This is a genomic window from Eisenbergiella porci (assembly GCF_009696275.1).
Lineage (GTDB): Bacteria > Bacillota > Clostridia > Lachnospirales > Lachnospiraceae > Eisenbergiella > Eisenbergiella porci.
The window spans coordinates 54,949-64,975 of record NZ_VUMI01000024.1 but is presented as its reverse complement, the minus strand read 5'-3'; the positions used below and the strand labels follow the sequence as shown (position 1 = coordinate 64,975).

General features: G+C 49.2%; 9 protein-coding genes. 1 reads left to right on the top strand and 8 read right to left on the bottom strand.

The window, feature by feature from the left end; all coding sequences use genetic code 11:
* Positions 1-9 precede the first annotated feature (9 nt).
* The gene (arfA, locus tag FYJ45_RS15280; protein WP_154465516.1) at positions 10-1,512 is read right to left on the bottom strand and encodes an arabinosylfuranosidase ArfA; all 1,503 of its coding nucleotides are present in this window, start codon (positions 1,510-1,512) and stop codon (positions 10-12) included.
* A 179-nt stretch (positions 1,513-1,691) separates the two neighbouring features.
* Between arfA and FYJ45_RS15275 the strand changes: the two genes are divergently transcribed.
* Positions 1,692-2,465 carry a helix-turn-helix transcriptional regulator gene (locus FYJ45_RS15275; RefSeq protein WP_154465480.1) on the top strand — a complete coding sequence of 258 codons (774 nt, stop codon included), beginning with the start codon at positions 1,692-1,694 and terminating at the stop codon, positions 2,463-2,465.
* Here the strand turns inward: FYJ45_RS15275 and FYJ45_RS15270 are convergent.
* The 7 genes from FYJ45_RS15270 to FYJ45_RS15240 form a co-directional block, all read right to left on the bottom strand.
* Positions 2,462-2,905, bottom strand: a complete 444-nt coding sequence (locus FYJ45_RS15270) for an acyl-CoA thioesterase (protein ID WP_154465478.1) — start codon at positions 2,903-2,905, stop codon at positions 2,462-2,464. The two genes, FYJ45_RS15275 and FYJ45_RS15270, sit on opposite strands and share 4 nt — an antisense overlap.
* A 109-nt stretch (positions 2,906-3,014) precedes the next feature.
* Positions 3,015-4,421, bottom strand: a complete 1,407-nt coding sequence (locus FYJ45_RS15265) for an oxaloacetate decarboxylase subunit alpha (RefSeq protein WP_154465476.1) — start codon at positions 4,419-4,421, stop codon at positions 3,015-3,017.
* A 113-nt stretch (positions 4,422-4,534) separates the two neighbouring features.
* A complete protein-coding gene (locus FYJ45_RS15260; protein WP_154465474.1) occupies positions 4,535-5,686 on the bottom strand; it encodes a sodium ion-translocating decarboxylase subunit beta in 1,152 nt (383 codons plus the stop codon).
* A gap of 90 nt (positions 5,687-5,776) precedes the next feature.
* The gene (locus FYJ45_RS15255; RefSeq protein WP_021637599.1) at positions 5,777-6,157 is read right to left on the bottom strand and encodes a biotin/lipoyl-containing protein; all 381 of its coding nucleotides are present in this window, start codon (positions 6,155-6,157) and stop codon (positions 5,777-5,779) included.
* 29 nt (positions 6,158-6,186) lie between these two features.
* Complete coding sequence (locus FYJ45_RS15250) at positions 6,187-6,942, bottom strand: OadG family protein (protein ID WP_195841829.1); 756 nt, start codon at positions 6,940-6,942, stop codon at positions 6,187-6,189.
* A gap of 18 nt (positions 6,943-6,960) precedes the next feature.
* Entirely contained in the window at positions 6,961-8,391 is a 1,431-nt protein-coding gene (locus FYJ45_RS15245) for an acyl-CoA carboxylase subunit beta (protein ID WP_154465470.1), read from the bottom strand.
* 319 nt (positions 8,392-8,710) lie between these two features.
* Positions 8,711-10,024: a D-alanyl-D-alanine carboxypeptidase family protein gene (locus FYJ45_RS15240; protein WP_154465468.1), complete on the bottom strand. Its 1,314-nt coding sequence runs from the start codon at positions 10,022-10,024 to the stop codon at positions 8,711-8,713.
* Positions 10,025-10,027 lie beyond the last annotated feature (3 nt).

Here is a 10,027-nt window from a genome sequence, read left to right as displayed (position 1 = left end):
TTACAATTCTTAATTCTTCTTCAGCCTTACCACATTCCAGCTGTGCTTACCAAACACAGTGCTGAAACGTCCGTCTTCCATAACGGAAGCATTGCTGTAAACAGGAGCCACACAGTCCGGAGCAGCCTCCGTATTCACTGCCTTCATATCATCATTGGTCAGCACGATATGCTCAACGACCTTATAATCTGCAAACTGTCTGAAATCGCAGGTTACCTGCATATTCTCTTCCAGATCCTTATTCACTGCAAATACGGTCAGTTCTTCCGCCTCTTCATTCCAGATACATACGCTGTCCAGACAGGAAACTTCACCGTAGGTTTTGCTTTCATAAACAGGAGCCTGAACCAGTGTGTTCAGCACTGTTCCCCTGCTGAAAACGCTGGCATGCATATAAGGATAGAAAATTGTCTGTCTCCATGCTCCCGTATCGGAAGTCATTATCGGAGCAATTACGTTCACAAGCTGTGCTAGGCATGCTACCTTCACTCTGTCCGCATGTCTCAGCATCGTGATCAGCATGCTTCCCACAAGCAGCGCATCCTCAAAATTATATACATCCTCCAGCTGATGAGGCGCCTGCACCCATTTTTCCAGCTGAGAATCAGCTTCATTGCTGTGATACCATACATTCCATTCATCAAAGGAAAGATTGATCTGCTTCTTGCTTCTCTTCTTGGCCTTTACGCAATCACAGATAGAAAGCACGGAGGAAATAAACTCATCCATTCCCTTGGAATTTGCCAGAAATTCCGTAGTATTGTTGTCTCTGTTGCCATAATACTGATGCAGGGAAAGATAATCCACCTGATCATAGCACTCACTGAGCATCTCATCTTCCCAATAGCCGAAGGTATCCATGGTCAGGGAAGAGCTTCCGCAGGCCACCGTTTCAATGGTAGGATCCATGAATTTCATCAGCCGGCTTGTTTCCGCCGCCACACGGCCGTATTCCTTAGCCGTCTTATGTCCCATCTGCCAGGGGCCGTCCATTTCATTTCCCAGGCACCAAAGCTTGATATCATGGGGCTGCTCATAGCCGTGCTTCTTTCTCAGATCGCTGTAGTAGGTGCCTCCCTTAAAATTGCAGTACTCCAGAACATCCTTCGCTTCCTCCGGTCCCCTGGTTCCCAGGTTTACCGCCATCATTATCTGCGTTCCGGCCTTCTTCGCCCAATCGGCAAACTCATTCAGGCCAAACTGGTTCGTCTCAATAACGGACCAGGCCAGATCCACCTTGGAAGGGCGCTCACTTTTAGGTCCCACACCATCTTCCCAGTGGTAACCGGAAACAAAATTTCCGCCGGGATAACGCACAATAGGAACCTGCAGCTCCTTCACCAGGTCGATAACATCCTTCCTCATCCCCTGCTCATCCGCAAAAGGGCTGTTCTCCTGATAAATTCCTTCATATACCGCACGTCCCAGATGCTCAATAAAGGATCCGAAAATTCTCTTATCCACCTTTCCTGTCAGGTAGTATTTGTCCACAATAATCTCTGCTTTCTTCATCCCTCTCCATTCCGCCGCCAACGCGGCAAATCTCCTCTTCTTAATAACCCTATCATAATCTGGAAGATAAAAACAAGCCAGTTCTTTTTCTCCGATATATTTGACTTTTCTTCCGGTCCTGTGCTATGCTCAATCCGGAACCCCCGATTCCTGAAAAACCCTTTGAGGAGTAAATTGTCATGATGACTCTCAATTTCTGTGAATACAACCGTTTCAATCAGGACTATGACCGGATCTGCAGGCCATCAGGCAGCGGCGATTACCTTTTTCTTCTCCTGAAAACTCCAATGAAGGTATATCTGGAGGACAAGCTGCATATCACCAAGGAAAATGCATGTATTCTTTACACCCTGCAGACGCCCCAGCATTATCAGGCTGTAAAACGTTTCTGCAACAGCTATCTGCACTTTTCTTCCGACACCAATCCCTGCCTCCGTTTCGGCATCCCGGCAAATACCATATTTTATCCTGCCAACTATATGGAGATTGATTCCTTCATCCGAGATCTCCAGCAGGAATACTTTTCCACGGCGGACTTCCGGGAAGAATACATCCATACGCTGATCACCCAGCTGTTTATCTGCATCTCCCGTACTCTGACCAGCTCCGCGGTACGCAGCGAGGATACAGGGAATCTCTATCCTGCCTTCCAGAGCCTGCGTCTGCAAATGCTGTCCGACTGCCAGGAGGGCTGGACCATGGAACGCCTCTGCCAGGCCGTCAATATGGAAAAGAGCCAGTTCTATGTCTACTACCGCCAGTTCTTTTCCACTACGCCCAAGAATGACCTTCTTCAGGTCCGGTTGGAAAAAGCAAAAAACCTGCTGAGCAACGAAGCCCTGCAGGTCAAAGAAGTAGCGCGTCTATGCGGTTTTTGCAACCTGCAGCATTTTACAAGATACTTCAAAAAATACTGCGGCTGCGCTCCCCGGGAATACGGGAAAATGCGTTAGAGGCTTTCTTCCTCTTTCTTCACTCCCATGTACTCCGTCAGTCTGCTGTAGATTTCAGGATAATCCCTCTTCATATGGACCGGTTTCATTTTCCTGTCCAGGAAGCAATGGCTTGTCTCCCCCGCTGCATGGAGCTTTCCATCCTCCTGCCCATATATTTCGTACCGCAGGCTCATTTTGATTCCATTGAACTTCTCCGGAATAACCTTTACCCTGAAAACTTCAGAATACCGGAAGGAAATACGGTAATCACAGGATACGCCCAGAACCGGTATCAGAATCCCCGCTCTCTCAATCTTGTCATAAGGAAGTCCAATCTGCTCCAGCACATCCGTCCTGGCCTCTTCCATCCACCGGATATAGTTGGAATGATGGACAATTCCCATTCTGTCAGTCTCATAATATTGTACTTTTCTTATATAATCCTTTGTTTCTGTCATTATTCGTTGCCTTCCTTTCCCGGACACCGCGTTTCCAGCGGCTGATAGACAACAGGCGGGCACCTGCAGATGTCCGCCTGTCACTATCATATCTGTCCTGTTGCTTTGCTTATGCCGGATAAGCGCCGTTCTTGGTGTCAGCCTGAGTCATATCAACCTTCTCCTGCTGCGCCTGACGGTATTTGAAGAAGTCCATGGCAACCTGAGGGAACAGAGCATAGCTCAGTACGTCCTCATCCTGCTGTTTCCATTCCTTCATTTCAGATTCAATCTTGTCCAGCTCGTTAGGAAGCAGGTCTGCAGGACGGCAGGTAATAACTTCCCTGTCTCCGATAACCTTCTTCTGAACCTCCGGATTGAAAGGTTTAACAGTTACACCGTATTTGCCGGCAAGCAGATCCTTGGTCTGATCGGTAGCCATTTTATATCTCTCACCCATCAGAACGTTGAATACAGCCTGAGTACCAACGATCTGGGAGGAAGGAGTAACAAGCGGCGGCTCACCAAGATCCTTACGGACTCTGGGGATTTCCTGAAGCACTGCATCATACTTGTCGCTTGCGTTCTGTTCCTTCAGCTGGCTAACCATGTTGGAAAGCATACCGCCGGGTACCTGATACATAAGAGTCTTAATGTTAACGCCGAGAACCTTGGGATCCATCAGGCCGGTCTTCAGGCACTCTTCTCTGTAAGGTCTGAAGTAATCAGCGATTTCAGCAAGCAGAGCCTGATCATATCCTGTATCATAAGGAGTTCCGCGGAAGGTTTCAACCATAACCTCTGTTGCAGGCTGGGAGGTTCCCAGTGCGAACGGGGAAATTGCACAGTCGATAATATCAACGCCCGCTTCCACAGCCTTCAGATATGTCATGCTGGCAACACCTGAGGTATAGTGGGTATGCAGCTGAATCGGCAGCTTGGTAGCGGATTTCATGGAACGGATCAGTCTGTCTGCTTCATAAGGAACCAGAAGTCCCGCCATATCCTTGATACAAATGGAGTTTGCACCCATGTTCTCAATTTCTTTGGCAATGTTCATCCAGTATTCCATAGTGTAGGCATCGCCCAATGTATAAGCCAGAGCTACCTGCGCATGTCCGCCTTCCTTATTGCAGGCTTTTACGGAGCATTCCAGGTTGCGCAGGTCGTTCAGACAGTCAAAAATTCTGATAACGTCAATACCGTTTGCGATGGATTTCTGTACGAAGTACTCAACCACATCATCAGCATAATGACGATATCCAAGAATATTCTGTCCTCTTAACAGCATCTGCAGCTTTGTGTTCTTGAAAGCTGCCCTTAACTTTCTCAGTCTTTCCCACGGATCTTCATGTAAGAAACGCATGGATGCATCAAAAGTAGCGCCGCCCCAGCACTCTACTGCCTCATAGCCAACCTTGTCCATCTTCTCAGCAATGGGAAGCATAAATTCGGTAGGCATTCTGGTGGCAATCAGAGACTGATGTGCGTCACGTAATACGGTTTCCATAATTTTAATGGGTTTCGGGTCTGACATTTCCTTTTCCTCCTAAATTTCTAATAAAGTGTAGTAATCTGAAAGACTGTCCGTTACCGTTCAGCCTCCCCCGCTTACCTGCCGGGCAGACTGAACTGCAAAGGCGGCTCCGATCAGAATACTCCGAAGATAGCCATGAAGGTACCGGCTGCTACTGCAGTACCGATAACGCCGGCTACGTTGGGTCCCATAGCATGCATCAACAGGAAGTTCGTAGGATCCGCTTCGGCGCCGACCTTCTGAGAAACTCTGGCAGCCATGGGCACTGCGGATACGCCGGCCGAGCCAATCAGAGGATTCACCTTGCCGTGTGTTATCACACACATCAGCTTACCGAAGAGTACGCCTGCCGCGGTACCAAACGCAAACGCAATCAGTCCCAGCGCAACGATTTTCAGGGTGTCTATATTCAGGAATGCTTCCGCACTTGTTGTAGCGCCTACGGAGGTTCCCAGCAGGATTACTACAATATACATCAGGGCATTGGAGGCTGTGTCTGTCAGCTGTCTTACAACGCCGGATTCTCTGAACAGGTTACCCAACATCAGCATACCAACAAGAGGCGCTGTGGTAGGAAGAATCAGACATACAACGATGGTAACGATAATAGGGAACAGAATCTTTTCCAGCTTGGATACGGGACGAAGCTGTTCCATTTTGATTTTTCTTTCCTTCTCTGTAGTAAGAAGCTTCATAATAGGCGGCTGGATAATGGGAACCAGGGACATATAGGAATATGCCGCTACCGCAATGGGCCCCAGAAGAGTTGTCTGTCCCAGCTTACCGCAAAGGAAAATGGAGGTAGGGCCGTCAGCGCCGCCGATAATAGAGATGGCAGCTGCCGCTTTGTCATTGAAGCCCAGGCCGATAGCTCCGAAATAGGCTGCGAAGATACCGAACTGCGCCGCTGCGCCCAGCAGGAAGCTCTTGGGGTTTGCAATCAGGGGACCGAAGTCCGTCATGGCGCCTACGCCCAGGAAAATCAGGGATGGCAGGATTGCCCACTCATCCAGTTTGTAGAAATAATAGAGCAGTCCGCCCACTCCGTTGGCCGCGTCCTCCGCATGCAGCATTATATCAGGATAGATATTAACAAGCAGCATACCGAATGCAATCGGAGTTAAAAGCAGAGGCTCAAAACCCTTGGCAATTGCCAGGTAAAGAAAGATACAAGCTACTGCGATCATCAGGTAGTTTCCCCAGGTCAGGTTGAAGAATGCCGTCTGATGCACCAGATTGTCTAATGTGGTTACTATGTAATCCATTCTGTTGACCTCCCATGTTATTTCAGCCAAAACTCATAAATCACGACTTCATGGGCTTTGGTAGAAAACGGTATAAACCGCTTCTTCTGATTAGTTTAATGTTGCAAGCAGACCGCCTGCTTCAACGGCATCGCCAACAGCCACGTCAATACTTGCCACGGTTCCGTCAGAAGGAGCAACAACAGGGATTTCCATCTTCATTGCTTCAATAGTAACAATAGCATCACCAGCCTTAACAGCCTGTCCAACCTTGGCGTCAATGCTGAATACTTTTCCTGCTGCGCCGGCTTCAATCTTCACGCTGCCTGCTGCGCCGGCGGGAGCTGCTGCCTTGGGTGCTGCAGCGGGAGCTGCCTTGGGAGCCGCCTTCGGCGCTGCTTTGGGAGCTGCTGCGGGTGCGCCTGTGGAAGCGCCTTCTTCTACTACTACATCATATACGTTTCCGTTAACGGTAATTGTATAATTCTTCATGGTGAAATTTCCTCCTGTTAAACAATTATTTAATTAGCTTTCCATTTGCTGGTATTGGCGCGTCTGATGCTTCTTACTACAAAACCGTCCGTGGATGCAGCTCCTTCGCTTGCTGCAATGGCGGCTGCAATAACTGCTACCAGTTCATAATCATCTGTCAGATCTTCTTCAACGGCCGCTGCTGCTACGGGAGCAGGTGCAGCGGGTACGGATACCGGCTCTGCGGTTTCCTTGTTCTTCTTTCCTGTGAAAGCATCCTGTATTTTAGGAATTACTACGAAGCAGGAAATAATCAGGCTGATAAGAACCAGGACAACGAATACGGTTCCCATACCAAGAATGGTATTCAGGGCCGCTTTTTCCATAAGCTCTCCCATGGAATACTTAACGTTCGTCGTAATACCGGTCAGCGTCAGCTGGTCATCCAGAAGGATTTCCACAACCGCGTCATGATCGGTTCCTTCCACCATAACATGAATGGTGGCGCCGTCCTTGTCAACAATTACCTCATGGTCCGTGATAGACTTGAATTCCCCGATATCTTCCATCGCGGAAGACCAGCTGGTCAGGGCCGCGGAAACTACCGCGTCGTTTGCATACTGATCCTGCATTTCCTGTTCCACAATGGTTCTTACGGAATCAAGTACCTGGTCCGCATAATTGATAGCCCCCTCTTCCGTTATACCAAGTGCATTCGCTGCAGACTCATCTGCGGCTTTGCCACAGGCCGTCATGCCGAAGATACAGATGATAGCCATACCTAATACTAACAACCTTTTTTTCATATTAAGTATCATCCTTTCTTATACTGTACCGTGTTTTTTTGCAGGGCGGTCTTCTCTCTTTGTGAAGAGCATCTCGAATGCACCGATTACATATTTTCTTGTATCGGCGGGTTCGATAATAGCATCCACATATCCTCTCTTAGCAGCAGAAACTGCGCTGGTCTGCAGGTAAGCATATTCCTTTGCACATTCATTCACTGCGTCAGCCCCCTGTCCGTCGCAGATGATCTTGGCTGCCAGCTTGGCATCCATGGTTCCGATTTCAGCATCCGGCCAGCAGTAGGTCATATCTGCGCCGATAGCCTTGGAATTCATTGCAACGTAAGCGCTTCCGTAAGCCTTTCCGATAATAACATTAACCTTCGGAACAGTTGCGTCCGCAAACGCATATGTAAGTCTGGCAGCAGCCTTTGCAATCTTCTTCTCGGAGCACTTGTCCGCCGTAAAGCCGTTTACGTTGGTCAGTGTAAGCACCGGAATGTTGAATGCATCGCAGAAGCTGACGAATTCAGCGGCCTTATCACAGCCTGCGGGAGAAAGCGCAGCATCAAAGGAAGCGGTCTTCTCACCTTCGTCATTGTAAACTTCACAGCGGTTAGCCACAGCGCCTACGGTAATCCCGTTCAGCTTCATAAAGCCGGTTACCATTTCTTTGGCATATGCAGCCTTAACTTCAACAAAAGCATTGTCGTCTGCGATAGTGGAAAGAGCGATGGATGTATCTCCCACACAGTTGGCCAGAGATGCTTCCGCACGGTTCAGATCGTCCGTGCATTCCACGAAAGAATTGTCATCTTCATTGTTGGAAGGAAGCATGCATACCAGATCCCTGATCTGTCCGAGAACGGCTGCTTCGTCACCAACGAAATCCACGATACCTGCTTCTTCACTCTGGAAAGCCGCACTGGAGGTATCACATTTGGAAATTTCATTTCCTGCAAGCGCATTGGGTGCGTTTACAAACAGTCTGGCCTTCTTCTCTTCCATGAAGGTAAAATCGGTCAGCGCGGGGAACAGTGCAAGTCCGCCGCCGCAGGTTCCGAAAACAGCTGTAATCTGAGGAATCACACCGGAAGCAAGCGTCTGTTTCTTATAGATCTCCCCGAAAGCGTTCAGCGCATCCGTTGCTTCCTGTAATCTGAGTCCGGCGGAATCAATCAGGCCAATCACAGGTGCGCCTGTCTTCATCGCCAGATCATAGAGTCCGGCAATCTTCTTTGCATGCATCTCACCAATACTGCCGCCCAATACGGAAGCGTCCTGGCTGTAAACATACACAAGGTTGCCGTCAATCACTCCATAGCCGGTGATACATCCGTCGGAAGGAGTTTCTGTCTGTTTCAAATTGAAATCAGTTGCTCTGGCAGTTACCATAGCGCCAATTTCAACGAAACTGTTGTCATCGAGCAAAGCGGTAATTCTTTGACTCGCTTGTGAAGTAATACTCATTTTTCAGCCCTCCATTTTATATTAATAAAAAAGTTAACTTTAATCTACGGCTGTACAAGCACCTGCAGGCTGAAATCTGCGGCCGCGGGCAGTGGTTCCGATTGGGACAACCTCACCGCTGCTTCCTGACCCGTGCTCACAGCATCCGTATTTTAGTAGTATAACACGAAACCTGAAAAAGGACTAGATGGAAAAAGTAAAATTTTCATGCAGAAAACAAATTTTTTTCGTTTTTTTTCCGTGCAAATTCCCCTGTTTTTTCAGCAGCTTTCCTTTCTGCCATAGTTTTCTTTTACGGATCAGCCGGCCGTGCTTTGCATCAGAGCCAGAACAGCTCCAGGATACGGTCCAGGCAGTACCGGTAGGTCAGCGCAAGCACATCCGCCGCCGTAGTGATCGGCAACTGTGCATATACCTCGCCGTTGACATAGTAGGTTTCAAAGCCCACCGTTTTCCCGGCATGTACGGGTGCTTCCATAGTCTCAGGGATCTCCACCTCCATGCGCACCTCGTCCTGATCACACAGCAGCAGGGAAATCTCCTGTTCCTGCACCTGAAGGGGCATTTCTGCCTGGATTCCCCCCGTTACCGGCACCGGCGCCAGCTCTGCCTTTTCATAAATATTCCTCTTCTCATAATTGGCAAGCCCGTATTCATACAGCAGCTTGGCATCGTGCCATTTCCAGCTCTTATGGTTCGGCCAGCCGCAGGCAAGCAGGGCGATGGAGAAGGTCTTTCCCTCCCTGGAAAGCGCCCCTACGTAACAGTAGCCTGCTTTGCCCGTAAAGCCGGTCTTTCCGGTGAGCGCTCCTTCCATCATATTAAGGAAGGCATTGTGGTTCGTACAGGAAAACTGCCTGCTTCCCGTTAACCATTGATTATCTTCCCCCAGCTTATAATCGGTAAAAGAATAATCGGCTGTCCGGGTGATTGCAAGGAAATCCTCCTTTTTCGGGGAATCGGTAATGCAGTAGCTCATGATGCGGGCCAGATCCCCGGCTGTGGTGGAATGCTGCCGCTGGGCCTCGTTCCCCTCATCGTCCGTATAAGTCATAATGGCATCCAGGCCGTTGGGCGTAATAAAAAAAGTATCCGTACAGCCGATCTCCTCCGCCTTCGCATTCATCAGCGCTGCAAACCGCAGTACGGCCGCCCTGCTCTCCTCCTCCGAATTGTCCGCGCTCCGTTTGCCGCCTCCGTCCAGGCAGTTGCCCACATGCTCGGCTATAATAGCGGCCGCGTCATTATGGGATTCCAGCATCAGGGAATAGAGCAGATCTCCCAGACGGAACACCTGCCCCCTGGATACGCCCAGATGGACCTTGGGCATGCCCGCCGCATAGGAGGAAACAGAAACATAATCGTCCAGATTCGCCTGCTCAAGCGCCAGGATACAGGTCATGATCTTGGTTGTGCTTGCCATGGGCAGCACCTCCGAAGCATTTTTCTGCAGCAAAATACGCCCATTGTCCGCATCCATAAGGACGGCGGACAGGGCGTATAATTCACTGGTTGTACTATTTTCATCATTCTCCCGGGCACATACCTCAAGAGGTCTTACGGGAAATAGGACAGCCGAGCTGAGTGCCAGGATACAGGAAAGAACTATCACATGAAAAATTTTTGTGCGCATACG

Bases quoted from the DNA above. Each gene is read 5' to 3' on its own strand.
- FYJ45_RS15275 (WP_154465480.1), top strand. From the start codon at position 1,692: ATGATGACTCTCAATTTCTGTGAATACAACCGTTTCAATCAGGACTAT.
- arfA (WP_154465516.1), bottom strand. From the start codon at position 1,512: ATGAAGAAAGCAGAGATTATTGTGGACAAATACTACCTGACAGGAAAG.
- FYJ45_RS15260 (WP_154465474.1), bottom strand. From the start codon at position 5,686: ATGGATTACATAGTAACCACATTAGACAATCTGGTGCATCAGACGGCA.
- FYJ45_RS15270 (WP_154465478.1), bottom strand. From the start codon at position 2,905: ATGACAGAAACAAAGGATTATATAAGAAAAGTACAATATTATGAGACT.
- FYJ45_RS15250 (WP_195841829.1), bottom strand. From the start codon at position 6,942: ATGAAAAAAAGGTTGTTAGTATTAGGTATGGCTATCATCTGTATCTTC.
- FYJ45_RS15255 (WP_021637599.1), bottom strand. From the start codon at position 6,157: ATGAAGAATTATACAATTACCGTTAACGGAAACGTATATGATGTAGTA.
- FYJ45_RS15240 (WP_154465468.1), bottom strand. From the start codon at position 10,024: ATGCGCACAAAAATTTTTCATGTGATAGTTCTTTCCTGTATCCTGGCA.
- FYJ45_RS15265 (WP_154465476.1), bottom strand. From the start codon at position 4,421: ATGTCAGACCCGAAACCCATTAAAATTATGGAAACCGTATTACGTGAC.
- FYJ45_RS15245 (WP_154465470.1), bottom strand. From the start codon at position 8,391: ATGAGTATTACTTCACAAGCGAGTCAAAGAATTACCGCTTTGCTCGAT.